This is a genomic window from Corynebacterium freneyi, assembly GCF_030408835.1.
In the GTDB taxonomy this organism is placed as follows: domain Bacteria; phylum Actinomycetota; class Actinomycetes; order Mycobacteriales; family Mycobacteriaceae; genus Corynebacterium; species Corynebacterium freneyi.
Map to the genome: position 1 here is coordinate 2,817,122 of NZ_CP047357.1, position 21,104 is coordinate 2,838,225.

The window sequence follows — 21,104 nt, forward strand, 5'->3', positions numbered from 1 at the left end:
CACGTACCCACGAAACGACGATCCGCCCCGGCTCTGGTGAGCCGGGGCGGATTCTTGGCGGATGCGACGAAAGCTAGGCGGATGCGGCCCTTAGGCGGAAGGTGCGGGATTCGTCGCGGCCTTGGTTTCGTCGAGTTCGACGCGGCGAATGCGCTTGCCCAGGATCATGAAGAACATGATGAATGCGATGGTGAGCAGAATGTGGCCCAGGCCGGCCATGCCGGACCACATGGCGCCCCACGCGTCACCGTTGCCGGTGGTGTGCACGATGCCGTTGGCGAGCATGAAGCCAATGGTCCACACGAGGGCGATGTTATGGACGATGAACCAGGCGTTGAACGACTTGTGCGCGCTGAGACGGAACAGCTTCTCCAACGCGAGGGCGATGAGGAAGAAGAACGTGCCCAACACGAGCAGGTGCGTGTGCAGGGTGTTCAGCTGAGAGGTTTCGACGGCATCGAAGACGCGGGTCCACTCGCGGTAGAAGACTCCGGCGAAGAGTCCGAATCCGAGGTACGTGGCGGCGGCGATGTAAAGCTTTCTCATACCTCCCACCCTATTCGCGCCGACCGAAAACGTCGATCTACCTGCGGTTATCACCCCGATGACGGGTCAATCAATAGTTGGGGACGCCGGGCCCTCAAACGAACAGCGCCTCAAAACAAGCCCCAGAAATGCGTGAAGCGTGGTCCCCGCCAACCCCCACAAAAGGGAATCAGCGGAAACCACGCTCCACACAAACAAGTTATTGGCCGGCAGTGACCTACTCTCCCACACCCTCCCAGGTGCAGTACCATCGGCGCAGGTGGGCTTAGCTTCCGGGTTCGGAATGGGACCGGGCGTGACCCCACCGCTATAACCACCGACACGATCTACGGGAACACACCAACCACACACACCAACCACCACAGGTGGCCAGCGGGGTCGGGGGTGCTGTCCCAGACGCTGGATAGTGGACGCGAACCAAAACCTTGGTCCTTCTCGTTACTCGTAGAAAATGTCAACCGCACACCCCACAAAGAGATGTGTGTGTTGTTGTTTGGTCTATTAGTACCGGTCACCTCAACACGTCACCATGCTCACAGTTCCGGCCTATCAACCCCGTCATCTACAGGGGACCTCAAACGAAACCTGATCTTGGAACAGGCTTCCCGCTTAGATGCTTTCAGCGGTTATCCCTTCCGTACGTAGCCAACCAGCAATGCTCCTGGCGAAACAACTGGCACACCAGAGGTACGTCCGTCCCGGTCCTCTCGTACTAGGGACAGCCTTCCTCAAGTTTCTACGCGCGCGGCGGATAGAGACCGAACTGTCTCACGACGTTCTAAACCCAGCTCGCGTGCCGCTTTAATGGGCGAACAGCCCAACCCTTGGGACCTACTCCAGCCCCAGGATGCGACGAGCCGACATCGAGGTGCCAAACCATCCCGTCGATATGGACTCTTGGGGAAGATCAGCCTGTTATCCCCGGGGTACCTTTTATCCGTTGAGCGACACCGCTTCCACAAGCCGGTGCCGGATCACTAGTCCCTACTTTCGTACCTGCTCGACCTGTCAGTCTCACAGTCAAGCTCCCTTGTGCACTTACACTCAACACCTGATTGCCAACCAGGCTGAGGGAACCTTTGGGCGCCTCCGTTACTCTTTGGGAGGCAACCGCCCCAGTTAAACTACCCACCAGGCACTGTCCCCAACCCGGATCACGGGCCAAGGTTAGATATCCAATACGATCAGAGTGGTATTTCAACAACGACTCCACCCCAACTGGCGTTGAGGTTTCACAGTCTCCCACCTATCCTACACAAACCGAACCGAACACCAATACCAAGCTATAGTGAAGGTCCCGGGGTCTTTTCGTCCTGCCGCGCGTAACGAGCATCTTTACTCGTACTGCAATTTCGCCGGGTCTGTGGTTGAGACAGCAGGGAAGTCGTTACGCCATTCGTGCAGGTCGGAACTTACCCGACAAGGAATTTCGCTACCTTAGGATGGTTATAGTTACCACCGCCGTTTACTGGGGCTTAAATTCTCCGCTTCGACCCACAAAGGATCTAACAGGTCCTCTTAACCTTCCAGCACCGGGCAGGCGTCAGTCCGTATACATCGACTTACCCGTCTTCGCACGGACCTGTGTTTTTAGTAAACAGTCGCTTCCCTCTATTCTCTGCGGCCACGCAACGCCGTCCGCCGCAACGGGCATAGACATCACGCGGCCCCCCTTCTCCCGAAGTTACGGGGGCATTTTGCCGAGTTCCTTAACCACAGTTCACCCGATCGCCTTAGTATTCTCTACCTGACCACCTGTGTCGGTTTGGGGTACGGGCCGCACAACCACTCGCTAGAGGCTTTTCTCGGCAGCATAGGATCACCAACTTCCCCACAACGGGTACGCATCACGTCTCACCACACACGCAGCCCGGATTTACCTGGACTGCCGGCTACACGCTTACACCACCATCCATCAGGTGGCACGGCTACCTTCCTGCGTCACCCCATCACTTGGCTACTACCAGATCAGGTCCCCTGCATCCACAACCAGACACCACCCAAAAGGGCAATGAAAGGACGCTTCAGGAGGGTTAGTATCACTGATTCACCATGGGCGCGATTGCGCGGGTACGGGAATATCAACCCGTTGTCCATCGACTACGCCTGTCGGCCTCGCCTTAGGTCCCGACTCACCCTGGGAGGATTAACCTGGCCCAGGAACCCTTGGTCATCCGGCGGAGGAGGTTTCCACTCCTCATTCGCTACTCATGCCTGCATTCTCACTCGCGTCCACTCCACCACAGGTCACCCCGCAGCTTCACAGCCGAACACGACGCTCCCCTACCCAGCAACACAAAGTCACTGCCGCGGCTTCGGCGGTATGCTTGAGCCCCACTACATTGTCGGCGCAGGACCACTCGACCAGTGAGCTATTACGCACTCTTTCAAGGATGGCTGCTTCTAAGCCAACCTCCTGGTTGTCTTCGCGATCCCACATCCTTTTCCACTTAGCATACCCTTAGGGGCCTTAGCCGGCGATCTGGGCTGTTTCCCTCTCGACTACGAAGCTTATCCCCCGCAGTCTCACTGCCGTGCTCTCACCTCACCGGCATTCGGAGTTTGGCTGATGTCGCTAAGATGATAGTCCCGCTAAACCAACCAGTAGCTCTACCTCCAGGAGGAAACACACGACGCTGCACCTAAATGCATTTCGGGGAGAACCAGCTATCACGGAGTTTGATTGGCCTTTCACCCCTACCCACAACTCATCCCCTCAGTTTTCAACCTAAGTGGGTTCGCGCCTCCACAGAGTCTTACCTCTGCTTCACACTGGCCATGGGTAGATCACCCCGCTTCGGGTCCAGGACACGCCACTGACAACACACTAGTTAGTATTCGCTTTCGCTACGGCTACCCCACACGGGTTAACCTCGCGACGTGCCGCTGACTCGCAGGCTCATTCTTCAAAAGGCACGCCATCACCCCACAAAAGGAGGCTCTGACGGATTGTAAGCACACGGTTTCAGGTACTATTTCACTCCCCTCCCGGGGTACTTTTCACCATTCCCTCACGGTACTATCCGCTATCGGTCACAGAAGGTATTCAGGCTTACCGGGTGGTCCCGGCAGATTCACAGCAGATTCCACGAGCCCGCTGCTACTCGGGGACAAACGCAACCAACAGACCATGGCTTTCACGTACCGGGCTCTCACCGTCTACGGCAGGCGATTCCACGCACTTTCCGCTAACCACAACCAATGCTGGCGCACAGCTGGCAGACCATGCACACGTAAACCCCACAACACCACACACGCAACCCCTGCCAGGTATCACACGCATGCGGTTTAGCCTCATCCGCGTTCGCTCGCCACTACTAACGGAATCACAATTGTTTTCTCTTCCTACGGGTACTGAGATGTTTCACTTCCCCGCGTAACCACCAACCAGACTATGAATTCATCTGACGGCGACCGCCCACAACGACGGCCAGGTTTCCCCATTCGGACACCCTCGGATCAACGCTTAGTTGGCAGCTCCCCGAGGCATTTCGCAGCCTCTCACGTCCTTCATCGGCCTCCTGATGCCAAGGCATCCACCGTGTGCCCTTACAACACAACACACAAACGACCAAACAGAATAAACTGTTATGGAACAAATCTACAGAAAAATCAAGATGCTCGCGTCCACTATCCAGTTCTCACACAACACCACCAGAAACCACACCAACCACACACGCGTGACCAGCAGGCAACCAGCGCCCCAAGGAAAAACAAACCACCAACCCCACACACCAACCACCAGGTTGACGCACAAGGCAGCAGACGGTGTCTTCCCAGACACCCGACAGCGCACCGACATACCCTTGCAAACACTTTGTGTCAAAGACCGCACCATGCGGCCGGCAAGCGTCCACCCAAAAAACGCGACCCCCACCAGCGTCCACAGGACAACCAGCACAAGGGGCCGACTTAACAAAACAAACTCCTTAGAAAGGAGGTGATCCAGCCGCACCTTCCGGTACGGCTACCTTGTTACGACTTCGTCCCAATCACCGATCCCACCTTCGACAGCTCCCCCCACAAAGGGTTGGGCCACTGGCTTCGGGTGTTACCGACTTTCATGACGTGACGGGCGGTGTGTACAAGGCCCGGGAACGTATTCACCGCAGCGTTGCTGATCTGCGATTACTAGCGACTCCGACTTCACGGGGTCGAGTTGCAGACCCCGATCCGAACTGAGACCGGCTTTAAGGGATTAGCTCCACCTCACGGTATCGCAACCCACTGTACCGACCATTGTAGCATGTGTGAAGCCCTGGACATAAGGGGCATGATGATTTGACGTCATCCCCACCTTCCTCCGAGTTGACCCCGGCAGTTTCTCACGAGTCCCCACCATCACGTGCTGGCAACATAAGACAAGGGTTGCGCTCGTTGCGGGACTTAACCCAACATCTCACGACACGAGCTGACGACAACCATGCACCACCTGTATACGAGCCACAAGGGAAACCACATCTCTGCGGCGATCCCGTATATGTCAAGCCCAGGTAAGGTTCTTCGCGTTGCATCGAATTAATCCACATGCTCCGCCGCTTGTGCGGGCCCCCGTCAATTCCTTTGAGTTTTAGCCTTGCGGCCGTACTCCCCAGGCGGGGCGCTTAATGCGTTAGCTACGGCACAGAAGTCGTGGAAGACCCCTACACCTAGCGCCCACCGTTTACGGCATGGACTACCAGGGTATCTAATCCTGTTCGCTACCCATGCTTTCGCTCCTCAGCGTCAGTTACTGCCCAGAGACCCGCCTTCGCCACCGGTGTTCCTCCTGATATCTGCGCATTTCACCGCTACACCAGGAATTCCAGTCTCCCCTACAGTACTCAAGTTATGCCCGTATCGCCTGCACGCCCGGAGTTAAGCCCCGGAATTTCACAGACGACGCGACAAACCACCTACGAGCTCTTTACGCCCAGTAATTCCGGACAACGCTCGCACCCTACGTATTACCGCGGCTGCTGGCACGTAGTTAGCCGGTGCTTCTTCTCCATCTACCGTCAGAAAACCTTCGTCGATGGTGAAAGGAGTTTACAACCCGAAGGCCGTCATCCCCCACGCGGCGTCGCTGCATCAGGCTTCCGCCCATTGTGCAATATTCCCCACTGCTGCCTCCCGTAGGAGTCTGGGCCGTGTCTCAGTCCCAATGTGGCCGTCCACCCTCTCAGGCCGGCTACCCGTCGCCGCCTTGGTAGGCCATTACCCCACCAACAAGCTGATAGGCCGCGGGCCCATCCCACACCGAAAAAACTTTCCACCACATCCTCACGATGCGGTCCTATCCGGTATTAGACCCAGTTTCCCAGGCTTATCCCGAAGTGCGGGGCAGGTCACCCACGTGTTACTCACCCGTTCGCCACTCGTGTACCCCAGCAAGCTGGAGCCTTACCGTTCGACTTGCATGTGTTAAGCACGCCGCCAGCGTTCGTCCTGAGCCAGGATCAAACTCTCCACAAAAGCTATTTCAGTGAAAAGCTCAAAACCGGCAAAACAAACGACAAACCAACCACACGGGCTGGCCTGGCATTCATATCCGAAAAAACAAGTGCACCCACCCCGACAGGGTGAAGGAGCAGGCACACAAAAACAGGTTGAAAAGAAAGAGCAACCAGAAACTCCTGGCACTCACCAAATCAACACAAAATAAAGTACATCGGCACACTATCGAGTTCTCAAAAAACACACGCACACCCACAACAACCAGGCACACCCAGCGCCGCAAGCAGCAAGAGAAGAACTTACCACACCCGGAATCTGCCGCGCAAACGGCTCGAACCGGAATGTTTCTCGCTCTTCCCCCAGCCAGTGACCCGATCACCTTGCGGTGTCGGTCTCGCTGACCACCAGAACATTACACACGCCGCGCCGAACAAAGCAAAACGCCAGGTCACAACGCAGATCGGCGCTCACGACCCACACCCAACGAACGCCCCGCACCCACCGCGGAGGCCCCGAGCACCAATCCCGACAGCACGAACACCACGGCGACGCCGGCGCTCGCGGCGAGCGCACCCGCACCCGCCGGCAACACCACCTGCGTCAGACGGTTGCCCATGAGTCGCACCGACAGTGCCATCGCCTTATCGGTGGCGGGAACCAACGACGACACCCACGTCATGGTCATGGGCATGACGAAGCCCCACGCGAAACCGCACACTCCCGTCGCCACCGCCAGCAGCCACGCCTGACCGAGCCACGGCGTCACCACGAGCGGCACCGCCCCGGCGGCGATCGTCGCCACGAGCACCCGATCCCGGTCGACCCGCGCCAGCGCCCACGGCATCAACGCCCGCGACACCACGGCCATGCCCGACCTCGCGGCGAGGATCATGGTCACCTCGCCGACGGACAATCCCATTTCCTGGCCGAGCACCGGCATGTAGGCGGTGAGCAAGTCGATGGCGACGATGACGGCAATCGAGGCGGTCATCGCCGCCGGCATTCCGGGCAACCGGAGCATCTGCGACACCGGAACATGGGCGGGCGCCCCTTCCGCCGGCTGCTCCACCCCGGGGACGAGCCGTCGGAAAGCAGACGCCACCGGCCAGCCCGCGACCAGCGCCACGGCACCCAACCCGGTCAACGCGAGCAACGCCGGGGTCGTGTCCACTCCCCCGTCGCTCTGGCCACCGGCGGCGATCCACCCCGAAAACGCGATGCCGAGCAGCTGCCCCACCGAAATGCCCAACGTGAAGTAGGCGAACAGGGAATCCAGGCCCGTCGTCGTGCCGCGCAACCGCGACACCATGCCCTGCGCCGCGATGAGCGTGGTCATGTGCGCGAACCCCAGCGCCACGTACCCCGCCAACAACACGGCCAAGCCCCCGGACCAGGCCATCACCGCCGTGGCGACGACGGTGGCGACGAGCCCGGCGCGCATCACCGCCGGGGCGTGGCCATCGTCGACCAACCTCCCCGCACGCAGCGCGATGAGCAGCGGCACCAGCGAAAACGCCGCGGTGAACACGCCGACGGTCGCCGCGTCGCCGCCGAAGTTCAGCACACGGTAACTCAGCAACACGCGGCCGCCGTTGAACACGGACTGCCCGACGACGGTCACCGCCACGAGCATCGCGAACCACCGTTTCACCCGGCCCGCCACCTTCCCGCGCTCGACTCCCGCACCGGCCGTGGTCAACGGTACCCCTGGCGCGATTCGGACACCGCCCGGCGAAATTCATGCATCCTGGGACGTGACGGAATCTGACTTTCTTTAGCAATGAACGGATTGAAGGAGCCCATGCTTGAACGCACATTGGTGTACGTCGACACGTCTTACCTGCTCGCCAGTTTTTACAACTCGTGGGAGACCGGGGCCCGCGGGCAATTGGAAATCGATCTCAGAGAGGTGGTGCATGTTCTCGACCGAATGATCACCCAGCAGCTGGGGCAGCCGGTGCAGCGGCAGCTCTGGTACGACGGCATCCCGGAGTCGGGGCCGCACCGTTATCAACGTTCCCTGCGCACGATCGACGGCGTGCAGTTGCGGGCCGGCCAGCTGATCGAATGGGGCGATCGCCGCACGCAGAAGGCCGTCGACACCCGGCTGGTGGCGGACATGGTGCTGGCGGGCGTGCGCGGCCAGGCGTCCGACATCGTCCTGGTGTCGGGTGACGCCGACATGTTGCCGGGTGTGACGGAGGCGTCGAATTCAGGCGTGCGCGTCCATCTTTACGGCTTCGGCTGGGATTCGATGTCGTCGGCGCTGCGCCATGCGTGCGATTCGACGACGATCCTCGATCCGCGCGAGGATTTCGCCGAATCCATGCAGCTCAACGTGCTGGAGGGCCCGTTGCCGCCGATCGTGCGCGACAAGCCGCTCGGCGATTGCGAACCCCCGGAGGAGCAGGGCGCCACGGAGGTTCCGGACACCCGGGTCACGCCTCCGGGGACCGCGCGTGACGACGAGTCGTCGGCCGGTGATTCGGCGGCGGAGGACCCGGAGTCGACGGGCGCCACACCGACCGCGAAGGCCGCCGCGCCCAAGGTGGCGGCGGCCGAAGCGGCGGCGAAGGCCGGCGCCCGGGAGATCCCCGCGCAGGCCGAGCATGCGGCGGCGGAACGCGCGGGCGTGGGCGGTTCTTCGCCGGCGCCCCGCGACCCGGTGGAGGCGATGGCCGCGGTGGCCGCCGCTGCCGCCGCGGCGAAGGCCGGGGAAAAGTCCTCGGAAGGCGCCGATGGTTCTGCCGCACCGGAGGCCGAAGCGGTGGCCGGCAAGTCGGCGACCGACGGCGGCGACTCCGCGCACGGCGATACGGCCGACGCCACGACGACGACCACTGACGCCGCTTCCGACGATGACGCCGGTCAGGACGGTGCGGCGGGCGTCGCCAAGCAACCGGAGGCGAACGAGGCCAAGGCCGAGACGCCCCCGAAGCCCAGCAGCCCCCGCCCCAACCCGTCGATGATGGCGCCGCGCCGCAAGCTGCGATCCCGCTACGTGCCGCTGCCCAACGAAGTGTGGGCGTCGGCGGGCTTCCAGTCCCCGTTCGACGTCGGCCAGCAGTACGCCCTGTGGTGGTACGAATCCGCCGCCACCGACGCCCAGCGCGACGAGGCGCACCTGCTGTCCGGCGGCGGCCTGCCCCCGGAAATCGACCGCCCCCTGCTGCAGTTCGCGTGCGAAACCCTGCACGAATACACCCTCACCGACGCCCAGCGCGTCAACCTGCGCGACGGCTTCCACGCCGGCATCCGCGGCGTGCTGCTCAACCGCCGGAACAACCCCTCCGGAGACAAGAAGAGCTGACCGGACAAGGCCCGATGGACACGGGAAAACCGCGGGGACCGATCGGTCCCCGCGGTTTTCGCATGTCCGGAGCCACCGCAGGTCGGCGCCGGATCACACCGACCCCCGATCAGGCTCGGGGCGAACCCTCGCCCGCGGCGGGATCGTCGAACGTCACGTCGGCGTCGTCGACCTCGGTCGGGGCATCGAAATCATCGGTCGAGAAGGGGTTGCCGGTCGGCACGCCGTCGGCCGGGGCGGACGCGGCGTCCACACCATCGGCGGCACCGTCGGCACCATCGGCGCCGGCCTCGAGCTCGCCCGCGGTGCCCGCGTCCAGCTGCCCGGCGCCCGACTCCTGCGCCATCTGCGCGCGGATCTCCGCCAGACGGGCGTCGGCGCGCGCGTCGGCACCGGAGGCCTCGATCTCGGCCATGCGGGCGGTGTGGGAATTCTGCGCCAGCTCCTGGGCGCCGAGCGCATTGGCGTAGCGGGACTCGATCTTCTCGCGGACGCCGTCGAGCGTGGGCACGTTCGGGTCGTTGGCGATGCCCTCCATGCCCTCGAGCGTGCGCGAGGTCGTCTCCTGCAGCTTCGCCTGGTCCGCCTGCGACTCCAGCTCGCGGATCTCGGTCTTCAGCTGTTCGTAGCGCATCTGCGACTGCTTGGCCTGCTGCTGCGCCTCCTCGGCGGCGCGGACGGCCTGCACGTGCATCGTCGAGGTCTGCTCGATCTCGCTTTCCACGCTGACCAGCTGGGACGCGAAGATCTCGGCCGTGTTCTCCAGCTCCTGGGCCTTCGCCGCATCGCCGGCGGCGCGGGCGTTGTCCGCCTGCTGCACGGCCGCGCGCGCATTGTTGGTGAGCTTGTCGCGCTCCTTCTGCAACCGCGACAGGGTCATCTCCAGCTGGTTGCGGTTGCCGATCACCGACGCCGCCTGCTGCTGGATCTGGCGGTGCTGCTCCCGCGCGGCCTCCGCCGCCTGGTGGATCTGCACCTTCGGGTCTGCGTTGTCCTCGATCTTCTTGTCGAAGGAGGACATCATGTACTTCCAGCCCTTGCTGAACGGATTCGCCATGTCGCGAGTCTCCTCTCGGTGTCGTCCCCTTCGGATCCTACGTAAAACCCGCCGGACTCCGCCGGGTGCACTCCATTAACCCTGGGCTTCGGCGACGGGCTGCGGCGACGGCTGCCGCGACGACGCTCGCCTTCGGGCGAAGCCCGCGAACGCGCCGGGTAATGTCTTCGATCATGTTCAACCCCAGGTTCCGGGGCCGGCGCATCATCGCCGCCTCCGCCTGCGCGGCCCTTTTCGCGGTCGCCGCGCCCGTCGCCGTTCCGACGACGCCCCTCTTCGATGCCCCGGTGGCCGCTGCCGTCGGCGACGACAAGTCCGACCCCACGATCCCCGAGCCGACGACGGACGTCGGCAAGGAAATTCGCGCCCGCATGGACGAAGCCACCGAGACCGTCACCGACGGCGGCGGAACTATCGGCATGGCGTTCCTGGACCGCGAAACCGGCGAGGTCGTCTGCAACGAGCAGTGCCTGGACCCCTTCGCGCTGGCCAGCCTGTCGAAGGTCTTCATCGCCGAGGTCGTGGGCTACACCAACTACGAGCGCCCCGCCCGCGGCAAGATCGAGGCCGGCACGGGCGACATGCCGGTCGAGGGCAACGCCGACGCGATGCTTCGCGACGACATGATCCGCTACTCCGACAACGAGGCCACCAATGCGCTGTGGGGCCGCTACGGCGGCACGAAGATCATCGACAGCGTCACCGAACGCTACGGCCTGTCCGACTCGACGATCCCCAATTCCGACTGGGGATCGACGATGTCGTCGGCGGCGGACATGGTGACCTTCTTCGACGGCCTGCTCTCCGGCGAGGGCGGCCTGTCCGAGGTCGAAACCCGGTACCTGGTGCAGCTGATGTACTCACTGCCCCGGTACTCCTACGGCAACTCGGACCAGAACATCGGCCTGCGCGCGGCGCTGCCGGACGAGTTCGTGGGCGTCAAGGGCGGCTGGGTCGACCCGAAGATCCGCACGTCGGCGGGCTTCTTCGGCGAGGACGACCGCTACGTCATGGCGGTGTTGTCCCGCCACGTGTCGCCGGATGATTTCACCGCGGCGATCGCGCACGTGTTCCCCGAGGGCGGCACGGCCATCGAGGAACGCGGCGACGAGGCCATCGAACAGGCCGCGGCACCCGGCACGGCGACGGCAGCGGCGGCCGACCGCGGCTCGACGGCCCCGTGGGTCCTCGGCTTGCTCGTCGCGACCGCCGCGGGCTTCGGCCTCGGTTGGTGGACGCGCCGCGGCGCCTGACGGTTTCCCCGCCGGCACCCGCCGGCTCCAGCGACCGCCCGCGACCGCCCGCAGCCGACTGCGGCCCGTCGCTACTTCTGCTCGGCGTCGCCGCGCGCGGCCTCGTCGGCGGCCATCTGTTCCTCGATCTGGCGGCGCACGTCATCCATGTCCAGCTCGCGGGCCTGGCGCAGCAGGTCGTCGAGAGCCTGGGCGGGCAGCGCACCGGCCTGCTGGAACAGCAGGATGCCCTCGCGGAAGAGGAACAGGGTCGGGATCGACTGGATGCCCAGGGCGGCGGAGATCTCCTGGTTGGATTCGGTGTCGAGCTTCGCGAACACGGCGTCGTCGTGCTGCTCGGAGACCTTCTCGAAGATCGGGGCGAACTGGCGGCAGGGGCCGCACCACTCGGCCCAGGCGTCGACCAGGACGATGTCGTTGTCCTGGATCGTCTGGGCGAAGGTTTCGTTGGTGACGTCAATCGTTGCCATGAAGAGGCTTCTCCTTTGTTGGTTCCCGCGGGACATGCGCCCACGCGCGGTGCCGCTTCCCGGCACGCCCCGAACAACACGCACACCCCGCAGGGTATTCCCGGGGTGTTGTGCTTGACGACGTCCCGGCCGAAACACTTCACCTTCGGAAGGTCCCGGCACCGCATCGGCGACCCGGTGGGCATCTGCCCCGGACGCTACCGGATGCGCAGGATGTTGCGCTGTTCGCCCAGGCCATCGATGGCCACGCGAATCTCCTGCCCGTCGCCCAGGTACGTCTTCGGGTTCATCCCGTGGCCGACGCCGGCGGGGGTGCCCGTGGAAATGACGTCACCGGGGTTCAACTGCACGAACCGCGACACGTAGGCCACCAGGGCAGCCGGGGGGAACACCAGGTCCGCGATCGGGGCGTCCTGGCGCAGCTCGCCGTCCACCCACGTCCGCACCCGCGCGGTGGCGGCGTCGAACTCGTCGGGCGTGGCCAACCACGGACCGAACGCGGAGGTGCGCTGCAGCGTCTTGCCCTGCAACCACTGCTGCGTGGCGTACTGGGCATCGCGCTGCGTGAAATCGTCGAGGATGGCGTACCCCGCGATGCGGGAGGCCGCCTCGTCCTCGTCGACGCGGTAGGCGGTCTCGCCGATGACGACGGCCAACTCCCCCTCGTAATCGAGGGCGCCGGCGGCGTCGGCGTGGACCATCAGGTCATCGCGCGGACCGGCCAGGGCGTCGGCGAACTTCGCGAACAGCGTCGGCACATCCGGACGCTCATGGCCCATCTCGTCGATGTGCGCGGCGTAGTTGAGGCCGACGCAGAAGATCTTGCCCGGGCGCGGAATCAACGGCGCCAGCGCCCACGCCGACTCCGCGACCACGCGGTCGGGATCGAGTCGATCCGGATCGAGATCGGCCAGCGCCGCCTCGGCCCGCTCCCGCCACCCCTCCTGCGCCAGCAGCTCACCGACGCACGAGGCGTCGAGAAGCACGGCGGAACCGTCGGCCAACGCCGCAGCCCGGGTCGAACCATCGATGCGCAACGTCGCCAGCTTCATCGGCGCTCCTTCTCAATCTCTCCGGCCGCAATCTCTTCGGCCCGAACCGGGACAGACGGGGCGGGCCGGTCCTCGGCGGGCGTCGTCAAGCGCACGAACCACGCCGGACGCTTGAACAGCCACTCGCCGCCCACCCGCAGAATCAGGAAATGCAGGCCCAGGCACAACGCCGCCGAAATGACGGTCGCGATCACCGGCTGCCCCGGCAGACCCGGATCCTCCATGAGGAACTGATCCGCCACGATCGCAAGGATCGCCAGCATGGGAATGTGCATGAGGAACACCGGCAACGTACGACGGCCGATCTTCGTGAACGGCGCCGCCACCGCCGTGCCCTGCAACATGGCCATGATGTTGACCGCCGCGAAAATGCCCGCCAACGACAGGAACAGACGCACGAAGCCCTGATTGCCCGCGTTGAACGACGGGAACGTCAGCACGACCCACGCCGCCACGATCACATACGCCGCCACCGACCCGACCAGGAAACCGATCGGACGGCGATCAACCATGCGGAAAATGTACGACGCGCCGTAAATGCCCAGCAGGTAATACACGTACATCTTGGTCACGAAATCCCACGACCAACTGATCCCCGCAAACGGCGCCCACACGTTGATCGCCCCGGCGACCGCGATCTGCACCGCCGGGGGGACGTTGCGGGTGGCCTTGGACAAGATCGCGAACAACGCCAGCGCCCACAGGAACCACAGGTACGACGTCGGCTCCACGAACGCGTGCAACGAGTTGTACAGCAGCGAACCCCAATTGGCGGGGTCGAGGATCCGCGGCGCGGCCGTCAAGCCCACCTCGGTGACGTGGGACCGGGGCAGCAGCGCCATCACCAGATCGCGCAACGGCACCCACAGCACGTACAGCCAGACCATCACCCAGATGCGGCGATTGGCCAGCTTGTGCCACGACTCCGACAGCGCCCTGCCGGCGAACAGCCCTGACAGCAGGAAGAACAGCGGCATGCGGATCGGCCCGAGCACGTAGTTCACGTCGGCCCAGATGCCCGTCGAGTAACCGTGGTTGGCCAACTCCGTGATCGCATGGCCGAGCACCACGAGGAGGATGCACAGCCCCTTCGCGGCGTCGACCCAATCGACGCGCGGGCGTGACTTCGCCGGCGCGCCGACCGAGGTGGCAGCTGCGGTTCCCGCCAAAGAATCCTCCCGTTCGGTCCGCGCCCGCGCCGGCCCGGATGGGGTGGCGCGGGCGCTCGAAAATCGTTCCCGTCGTTGCGGGTAAGGCAGTTTACCCACCCTGACCAGGAGTTGGAAGGCGGCGTGAGCGGAAACACCCCCACCGCCGGGCCGTGACGGGCCCCGATCTACTGCTCGTGGGCCATGTTGACGAACCGCGAGTAGCGCAGCTGATTGGCCACCGTGACGGTGCCGATGGGGCCGCCGCGGTGCTTGGCCAGGATGATGTCGGACTCGCCGGCCCGCTCGTGCTCGAGCTCCTGGGAGTCCGGGCGGTAGAGCAGCATAACCATGTCGGCGTCCTGCTCCAGCGAGCCGGATTCGCGCAGGTCGGCGACCTGAGGCTTCTTGTCCGTGCGGGCCTCGGGCCCACGGTTGAGCTGCGAAATCGCGATCAGCGGCACGTCGAGTTCCTTGGCCAGCAGCTTCAGCTGACGCGAAAACTCCGACACCTCCTGCTGACGGGATTCGACGCGCTTGCCGGAGGACATCAGCTGCAGGTAGTCGACCACGATCAGTTCGAGGTCGTGCTTCTGCTTCAGCTGGCGGGCCTTGGCGCGGATCTCCATCATGGTCAGGTTCGGCGAGTCGTCGATGAACAGCGGCGCCTCGCGTATCTGCTCGGTGCGCTCGACCAGTTTGTTCCAGTCGCTGGCCTCCATGTTGCCGGAGCGCAGCTTGGCCAGGTCGATCTCGGTCTCCGCCGACAGCAGGCGCATCATGATCTCGATCTTCGACATTTCCAGCGAGAAGATGACGCTGGTCTTGGCGTGACCGATGGACGCCGACCGCATGAAGTCCAGGGCCAGGGTGGACTTGCCGACGCCCGGGCGCGCCGCGATGATGATCATCTGCCCGCCGTGGAGGCCGTTGGTGAGCTCGTCGAGCCGGTGGAAGCCGGTGGGCACGCCCTGCGCCAGGCCGCCCTGCTGGGAGATGAGGTCGATCTCCTCCAGCGCCGGATCCATCAGCTCGGACATCGACGAATAGTCGGCCTTCTCCGAGTCGCGGCCGACGCCGAAGACGATCTGCTGCGCCTGGTCGACGAGCACCTCCGGCTCCGAGTCCTCGGCGCCGGCGTAGCCGAGCTGCACGATCTGCGTGCCCGCCTCCACGAGCCGACGGATGGTCGCCTTCTCCGCGACGATCTTGGCGTAGTAATGCGCGTTGGCCGCCGTCGGCACCATCGCCACCAGCGTGTGCAGGTACGGCGCGCCGCCGATGCGCTCGAGGTCGCCCAGGCGGTCCAGGCGGCCGGCGACGAGAATCGGGTCGATCTCCGACGACTCACCGTACAGATGCAGGATCGCCTCGTAGATGGTCTGGTGCGCCGGCCGGTAGAAATCCTCCGGCTTCAGCAGTTCGTAGACGTCCGCGATGACGGTGGGGCTGAGGAGCATGCCGCCCAGGACGCCCTGCTCCGCCTCGATGTTGTGCGGCAACTGACGCCCGAAATCGAGCCCCCGGGCGGCGTGCTCGCCGCGCGCCCGATCTCCCCTGCCGCCTCCGCGCCGAAAGCTTCCGGACGCTGCCCCGCCCTGCGACGGCCCGCCACCGGAAAAACCACCGTCGGAGTCATCGGGCTCCGGGGGCGGGGGCACGTCGTCGTAGGACGCCGAGTACGCCGCGTCGTCCGCCGATTCCCGTGGCTGGCTCATGTGCTCCGCTCCCCTTCTCCTCCATGTCATGTCCGGGGTTCCCGGGGCCATCTCGGCCCCGCATCCGGGTCCCGCCACAGGCTACCCCGCGGTCCGGAAAACCCATCGTTCCCGGTGTTCGACGACACCGCTTTCGCCGGCGTTCCCACAGAGTTATCCACAGGCTTTGTGGATAACCCTGGGGAGCGATTGTTAACGGAACGTGAATCCCCAGGCCGAGATGTGGAGCACCAGCTCCGCCTGCCCGGCTCCCATTGCCATGACCAGCATCAACGGGAAACCGCCCAGGTCACAGGGGTTTTCCCGAAAGTTCCCCGCCTTCGGGGGTGGCGCCGAACGCGTTCTTCCCGCCCCGCGTTGCCACCGGAGCTTCATCTTCGCGTCGTCTTCGGCACTGGCTGACGGTGGTGTCCTGCGGAAACTCTCCAAGGGTTTGTCCACAACTTCGTCAACCACCATCCGCAACCCCTCCCCCGCGCACCGCGCCGCCCCGGAAAACACCTCCGGCCCCGCCCGAAGAATCGGGAGGGGCCGGGGTGCGCTGTTGTCATTGGGCCGGGTGACCGGCCGCCGTCATGGGCCGCGAATTACGCGGCGACGACCTCCACGGAAACATGCGCGGTGATCTGCGGGTGCAGCGCGATGTCAACGGTGTGCTTGCCGAGGGCCTTGATCTGGCCGGCGGCGAGCTGCACGGCACGCTTGTCGATGGCCTGGCCGGACGCCTTGCGGACCGCGTCCGCGACGTCGGCGGCGGTGACCGAACCGAACAGCTTGCCCGTCTCGGACGCCTTCACGGCGACGGAAACGTTCTCGAGCGCGTCGAGCGTGGCCTTGACCTCGCGAGCGTGGTCGAGGTCCCGGATCTCACGGGCCTCCTGGGCACGGCGAATGCCCTCGATCTGCTTCTCAGCACCGCGGGTGGCCACGATGGCCAGGCCGCGGGGAAGCAGGTAGTTACGTCCATAGCCGGCCTTGACCTCGACGATGTCACCGGGGACACCGAGCTTGTCGACGGCGGCGGTGAGGATCAGCTTCATGATCCCTGCCTTTCGCTGGATATTTCTAACGTCGGATAGGTGTGATCGCGTGGGACCGGATCAGAAGGGCGGCTCGTCGCCGCCACCGAAGTCGCCGGACTGGGGAGCGGAGTTCCACGGATCCTCGGCCGGCTGACCGCCGCCGAAGCCCTGGTTGCCTCCGCGGCCGCCCTGGCCGCCGAAGTTGCCCTGGTTGCCGCCACCCTGGTTTCCGCCGCCGAAGCCGCGTCCACCCTGGTTGCCGCCACCGAAGCCCTGGCCGCCTCCGCCGCCCTGACCGCCGGAGCGGGGGTTGCGGGTGACCTGGGCGGAAGCGAACTTCAGGGACGGGCCGACCTCGTCGACCTCGATCTCGTAGACCGTGCGGCGCTCGCCCTCGCGGGTTTCGTAGCTCCGCTGGCGCAAGCGGCCCTGCACGATGACGCGCATGCCCTTGCTCAGGGTCTCCATCACGTTTTCCGCCGCGTCGCGCCAGATGTTGCAGGTCAGGAAGAGCGCTTCCTGGTCCTCCCACTGGCCCGAGTCACGGTTGAAGGCGCGCGGCGTGGACGCCACGCGGAAGTTGGCCACGGCCGCACCCGACGGGGTGTAGCGCAGCTCCGGGTCGGCGACGACGTTGCCGACCAGCGTGATGGGGGTCTCTCCCTGTGCCATGGTTCGCTCCTGTTCTGGTTGGGCGATGTTTTTCGGTGACGGGTGCGTGTGCCCGCCATCCTACGGTCCCATGCGGACCCCGCGGGGTCCGGCGGGATGGTTAGCGATCGCCCCGCAGCACCTTGGTGCGCAGGATGGAGTCGTTCAGGTTGAGACGACGGTCGAGCTCCAGCACGGCGGCCGGCTCGCAGTTCAGGTTGAGGACGACGTAGATGCCCTCTTCCTTCTTCTCGATGGGGTACGCCAGGTGGCGCTTGCCCCAGATGTCCACCTTCTCGACTTCGCCCTTTTCCTTGCGGACGATGTCGAGGTACTTCTCCAGGGACGGGCCGACGGTGCGTTCATCCAGCGACGGATCGAGGATGATCATGACTTCGTAGTGACGCACGGACCTCATCACCTCCTATGGTCTAGTTCTTCGTGTTTCGGCCACGGGAGGCGTTCGACGAAGGGCGGCGTCGCGGTCGTGTCCGCGGTGCGCGCAGCATCCGTCCCCCACGTGGCAGGAGGGTCGTTGCGTCAGGCAACCTGGCCAGGGTAGCCCATGCGGAAGCCCCGCACATAATCGCTATGTGCGGGGCCAGGGGTTCTTTGCTTGACGACGGTCGGTGCCGGGGGCGTCGGGCCTCAGGTCACTGTGCCGTCATGATCCGCTTGCCGCGTGGAAGACGGCGATGATGACGGGCACCACGGTGGCCATGGCGAAGGCTCCGATCACCAGCCCCCAGACGAGGCGCCGGGACCATTCGTACATGAAGCCCCAAAAGGCCGCGCCGAAGAGAAGGAATCCGACGAAGACGCTCGCCATCGTCAGGATCAGCATGCCGCTCAAGTCATTCATCCGTTACTGGGTCGTGGTCGTGTGCCGGCCGCCCATCGGGGCCGGCGGGAACGTCGAAGGGCCGCCGGTGCATTCCGGCGGCCCTTCCCGGGGCCGTCGTCACGGCGCCGGTGTGGCTCGGTACAGCGCGTCAGTTGTCGGGGGCCGGTTCGGGTGCGGGCTCGCCGCCGCCTCCGCCGCCTCCGCCGTTCTGGTCGCCTCCGTCACCAGGGGCCGGGAAAGGGAGCAGATCACCGATTCCGCCGCCTCCGCCACCGGGGATGGGAATGTCCGGTAGTTCGGGTTCCGCCGGAGCTTCTTCCTCGGCGGTTTCCTCCGCCGTCTCGCCTCCGTCGTCCTGGCTCGGCGCGGCCGGACCACCACCACCGCCGCCCCATGCCGGGGCGCCGGCCACGCCGGCGATGGGCTTGGGCGAGGTGAACGTCTCCCAGTCGGCGTTGACCAGGGCGTTGTCCATCGTGTACTTCCACAGGTCCGACGGGGTGTGGGCACCGTACATGACGCCGCCGTAGGCGTTGTACAGGGCGGATCCGTCGACGTTGCCGACCCACACGGCGGTGGACAGCTGCGGGGTCGCGCCGATCATCCAGGCGTCCTTGTTCAGCCCGGTGTCGCCGAGCTGGGTGGTGCCGGTCTTCGCGGCCGACTGACGTCCGCCGGCCAGCGCGTGGTTGTTGTACGAGGCGATCGGCTTCATGGCGTCGATGACGTTGGTGGCCACGGCCTCCGAGACGCGGCGGTCTCCATCGCCGGTCTCGCGCTCGAAGAGGACCTCGCCGTTGACGGTTTCGACCTTTTCCACGAAGTGGGTCTGCTGGTAGACGCCATCGTTGGCCAGGGTGGCCAGGCCGACCGCCATGTCCAGCGGGCGGGTCTCGTACTGGCCCAGGGCGATTCCGTCCAGGGACTCGCCGTTTTCCTCGACGAGGGTGTGCTCGATGCCCGGGATGGACTCGGCGATGCCGAGGCGGTGGGCCATCTTCGCGGTGTCGGTCGGACCGTTCTTCAGGTCACGCTGCAGACGGATGAACGGGGTGTTCAGCGACTGCTTCAGGGACTCGGAGATCGGGCACACGCCGCAGGACGCGCCGCCGGCGTTGTACATGGTCACGTTGCCGGACTGCACCGGCGCCGAGGAGTACTGGGCGGACAGCGGGATGTCCTGGTCCAGGGCCGCGGCGAGCGCGAAGATCTTGAACGTCGAACCGGTCTGCAGGCCGGAGTTGGCGTAGTCCCATCCGTTGGGGTCGTCGCCGCCGTAGTAGCCGCGCACGGCGCCCGTGCCCGGTTCGACGGACACGATGGCGGTGCGCAGATCCTCGGAGAAGAGGTAATTGTCCACCGCGTCGAGGGCGGCCTGCTGGACGTCCGGGTCGATGGTGGTGGTCACGCGCAGGCCGAGGGTGTTTACCTCCTGCTCGGTGATGCCCTCGCGGTCGAGTTCGGCGAGGACCTGCGACTTGATCATCGCGGCGGGACCGGGCTCGGGCGCCTGCTGCGGCACGAGCGCAGGATCCAGCGTCTCGGGGTACGCCTGGGCGTCGCGGTCGGCCTGGGAGAGCACGCCCATTTCGACCATGCCGTCCAGGACGTAGTTCCAGCGCTGCTCGGCCTCGGGGCGGTTCGTCCACGGGTCCAGCGCGGACGGGCGCTGGATCGACGCGGCGAGCACGGCGGCCTCGGCGGCGGTGAGCTCGCCGACCGGCTTGTCGAAGTACGCCTCGGAGGCGGCGGCGATGCCGTAGCCGTTGCGGCCGAAGTAGATGGTGTTCAGGTACGCCTCGAGGATCTCGTCCTTCGACCACTCGCGCGCCATCTTCGCCGACATGACCAATTCCTTGGCCTTTCGGGTGACGGTGCGCTCGTTGCCGACGACGGCGTTCTTCACGTACTGCTGGGTGATCGTCGAGCCGCCGCCCGCGGACGGGTTGCCGGTGACGACGCCCCATGCGGCGCGCGCGTACCCGCTCAGCGAGAAGCCCGGGTTGGTGTAGAACTCGCGGTCCTCCGCCGCCAGCACGGCGTTGCGGACGACCGACGGCACCTCGTCGAGCTCGACGGCGCGGCGGTTGCCGGCCTCGGGCACGATGCGGGCGATTTCGTTCTCGCCCGTCTTGTCGTAGATGACCGCGATCTGGTCGTTGAGAAGCTCCTCCGGCTCCGGAACGTCCGTCCCCACGTAGGCGATGCCGAAGATCACCAGCGGGAACATGATGATGAGCGCGGCGGCCGCGGCCAACCACGCCCAGATCGCGCGGCGTCGACCGCCCTTTTCGTCCACATCGTCGTCTTCCTCCACGGCGTCGCCGTAGTCGTCGTCGCCGTAGGCGTCGGCGTCGTAATCGTCGGCGTCATGGGCGTCGTAGTCCCCGGGGCCGTAGCCGCCGTCCACCCCGAAGGACTGATCCTTCGCGGAATCGGCGACGCCACCCGCGCCGGCGGCACCGTCCGCCCCGTCACGCCCGGCGCCGAAGGCGGAGTCGTCGTCCCACCATTCGCCGCCGGCGGATCCGGGATCACCGGGTCCGCTCGCGTTGTCTCGAGGATCCTTGCTCACGGGCTCTCTCCAAATCGGTTAT

The 21,104-nt window shown here is 65.0% G+C and carries 14 protein-coding genes and 3 rRNA genes; 2 read left to right on the plus strand and 15 right to left on the minus strand.

All coding sequences use genetic code 11. The features are described 5' to 3' along the window. Window positions 1-90: 90 nt before the first annotated feature. From CFREN_RS12565 to CFREN_RS12585, 5 genes are all read right to left on the minus strand, one after another. The gene (locus CFREN_RS12565) at window positions 91-546 is read right to left on the minus strand and encodes a DUF2871 domain-containing protein (RefSeq protein WP_209651596.1); all 456 of its coding nucleotides are present in this window, start codon (window positions 544-546) and stop codon (window positions 91-93) included. A gap of 204 nt (window positions 547-750) precedes the next feature. Beyond that, window positions 751-867, minus strand: a 5S ribosomal RNA gene (gene rrf / locus CFREN_RS12570). 159 nt (window positions 868-1,026) lie between these two features. Next, window positions 1,027-4,110, minus strand: a 23S ribosomal RNA gene (locus tag CFREN_RS12575). A 369-nt stretch (window positions 4,111-4,479) separates the two neighbouring features. Continuing rightward, window positions 4,480-6,000: ribosomal RNA gene (locus tag CFREN_RS12580) — 16S ribosomal RNA — on the minus strand. The 16S, 23S and 5S rRNA genes sit together here, the layout of an rRNA operon. A gap of 430 nt (window positions 6,001-6,430) precedes the next feature. Beyond that, window positions 6,431-7,633: an MFS transporter gene (locus CFREN_RS12585; RefSeq protein ID WP_209651594.1), complete on the minus strand. Its 1,203-nt coding sequence runs from the start codon at window positions 7,631-7,633 to the stop codon at window positions 6,431-6,433. Between the two features lie 150 nt (window positions 7,634-7,783). Between CFREN_RS12585 and CFREN_RS12590 the strand changes: the two genes are divergently transcribed. Beyond that, window positions 7,784-9,292, plus strand: a complete 1,509-nt coding sequence (locus tag CFREN_RS12590; protein WP_209651591.1) for an NYN domain-containing protein — start codon at window positions 7,784-7,786, stop codon at window positions 9,290-9,292. A 109-nt stretch (window positions 9,293-9,401) separates the two neighbouring features. On the opposite strand, the gene CFREN_RS12595 is transcribed toward CFREN_RS12590, so the two are convergent. Next, entirely contained in the window at window positions 9,402-10,349 is a 948-nt protein-coding gene (locus tag CFREN_RS12595; protein ID WP_209651589.1) for a PspA/IM30 family protein, read from the minus strand. Window positions 10,350-10,522: 173 nt separating this feature from the next. On the opposite strand from CFREN_RS12595, the gene CFREN_RS12600 reads away from it, so the two are divergent. Next, window positions 10,523-11,602, plus strand: coding sequence for a serine hydrolase (locus CFREN_RS12600; RefSeq protein ID WP_209651587.1), 1,080 nt, complete (start codon window positions 10,523-10,525; stop codon window positions 11,600-11,602). A 71-nt stretch (window positions 11,603-11,673) separates the two neighbouring features. Here the strand turns inward: CFREN_RS12600 and trxA are convergent, their stop codons facing one another. The 9 genes from trxA to CFREN_RS12645 form a co-directional block, all read right to left on the minus strand. Continuing rightward, complete coding sequence (gene trxA, locus CFREN_RS12605) at window positions 11,674-12,108, minus strand: thioredoxin (protein WP_209651584.1); 435 nt, start codon at window positions 12,106-12,108, stop codon at window positions 11,674-11,676. A 161-nt stretch (window positions 12,109-12,269) separates the two neighbouring features. After that, the gene (locus CFREN_RS12610; RefSeq protein ID WP_070523842.1) at window positions 12,270-13,124 is read right to left on the minus strand and encodes a fumarylacetoacetate hydrolase family protein; all 855 of its coding nucleotides are present in this window, start codon (window positions 13,122-13,124) and stop codon (window positions 12,270-12,272) included. Next, on the minus strand, window positions 13,121-14,293 hold the full coding sequence (locus CFREN_RS12615) for an acyltransferase family protein (RefSeq protein ID WP_209651582.1): 1,173 nt from the start codon (window positions 14,291-14,293) through the stop codon (window positions 13,121-13,123). Before CFREN_RS12615 ends, CFREN_RS12610 begins: the two co-directional genes overlap by 4 nt. 167 nt (window positions 14,294-14,460) lie before the next feature. Then, on the minus strand, window positions 14,461-15,990 hold the full coding sequence (gene dnaB, locus CFREN_RS12620; protein ID WP_070523836.1) for a replicative DNA helicase: 1,530 nt from the start codon (window positions 15,988-15,990) through the stop codon (window positions 14,461-14,463). A gap of 587 nt (window positions 15,991-16,577) precedes the next feature. Beyond that, a complete protein-coding gene (gene rplI, locus CFREN_RS12625) occupies window positions 16,578-17,030 on the minus strand; it encodes a 50S ribosomal protein L9 (protein WP_070523833.1) in 453 nt (150 codons plus the stop codon). Window positions 17,031-17,090: 60 nt separating this feature from the next. Continuing rightward, on the minus strand, window positions 17,091-17,684 hold the full coding sequence (locus tag CFREN_RS12630) for a single-stranded DNA-binding protein (protein WP_070523830.1): 594 nt from the start codon (window positions 17,682-17,684) through the stop codon (window positions 17,091-17,093). Window positions 17,685-17,784: 100 nt separating this feature from the next. Further along, window positions 17,785-18,072: a 30S ribosomal protein S6 gene (gene rpsF, locus CFREN_RS12635; protein WP_209651580.1), complete on the minus strand. Its 288-nt coding sequence runs from the start codon at window positions 18,070-18,072 to the stop codon at window positions 17,785-17,787. A gap of 255 nt (window positions 18,073-18,327) precedes the next feature. Then, window positions 18,328-18,507, minus strand: a complete 180-nt coding sequence (locus tag CFREN_RS12640) for a hypothetical protein (RefSeq protein WP_232247031.1) — start codon at window positions 18,505-18,507, stop codon at window positions 18,328-18,330. A 148-nt stretch (window positions 18,508-18,655) separates the two neighbouring features. After that, window positions 18,656-21,082, minus strand: a complete 2,427-nt coding sequence (locus tag CFREN_RS12645) for a transglycosylase domain-containing protein (protein WP_425321477.1) — start codon at window positions 21,080-21,082, stop codon at window positions 18,656-18,658. Window positions 21,083-21,104 lie beyond the last annotated feature (22 nt).